The organism is Candidatus Chloroploca sp. Khr17 (assembly GCF_004138165.1).
Taxonomy (GTDB): domain Bacteria; phylum Chloroflexota; class Chloroflexia; order Chloroflexales; family Chloroflexaceae; genus Chloroploca.
Genome location: NZ_RYFF01000171.1, coordinates 1 through 1,007, shown reverse-complemented (window position 1 = coordinate 1,007; position 1,007 = coordinate 1). Strand labels below are relative to the sequence as shown.

1 protein-coding gene is annotated in these 1,007 nt (G+C 46.9%); it reads right to left on the bottom strand.

Going from position 1 to position 1,007, the window contains the following annotated elements; genetic code table 11:
* The coding region (locus tag EKD05_RS25575) for a carboxypeptidase regulatory-like domain-containing protein (RefSeq protein WP_165361008.1) at positions 1–1,007 on the bottom strand (1,007 nt) is incomplete at both ends.

Genomic DNA, 1,007 nt, shown 5'->3' with positions numbered 1-1,007 from the left:
ATACCGTTGCTGTAAACAGCTGCTACTTCACTAAAGTATTCCTGACCAGGAACCAAAGTTGCAGGGTCATACTGGTAGAAGGTTTCTGGCGTATCGGTTACAAAGATGCCATCCAACCATACCTTGTAATATTCAAGGGCACGGCTATCGGGTTCTACATCGGATACAACCACGTTGTCAACACCGGCGCCATAACCCCAGGTACTGGCCTCTTCATACAGGAAGATAATCTGTACATCAGCAGCCAATGCTTCTTCAGGAAGCATCACTGTATGGGCTGTCCATGCGGAGGCAGCGGCTAGTTGCTCGATCAATACAGGTGCACCATCAGCAATGCTGTAGTGTACACTCAAATCATCGGTAGTGAGTTTGTAATCGAAACTCAGGTAAACCTGATCGGCATTTTCAAGTGTCATCATTGGCGATTTGGCCATAGCTACTATCGGAGTTCCACCTGAACCGGCGGCATCAGCGTTAGCGGCAATAAAGTTGGTCGAGTTGCCATTGAAATTCATGAATGCTGAGGACAGGGAAGCATTGTTGCCCCATTGCCATCCGTTTACATTGCCCTGGATATCCCATCCCTGTGCATCGGCTTCAAAATCAAATGATGCAGGCTCAAATGGAATAACTCCGCCCGGACGCCATGTGGCGAAACCAGTTGGTGTTACATGAAGGTCAGCTACAGGTGCAAGGAGTTCCTCAAGTATGTAGCTCAGGTTGGTAGGTCCGTCAATTTCAACAGTTTCCATAATTGGTGCGAAACCGTTTTTCTCAACGTAAACATCATAGGTTCCTTTGCGGAATTCTTCCCACATAAAGTAACCTGTAGCATCCAGTTCAACCTCATATACAAGCGCGAGTTCAGGTTCCGAGGTATTGGTAAGCATTACATCGGTTTCCTCAGGACTGTCGCCACTGTTGGTGATCACAGTTACACTTACCTGGGTAATCATGTCTTTGTCAAGACAATTGGAGAAGCGTACTTCTGATTCATTCTCAGCATA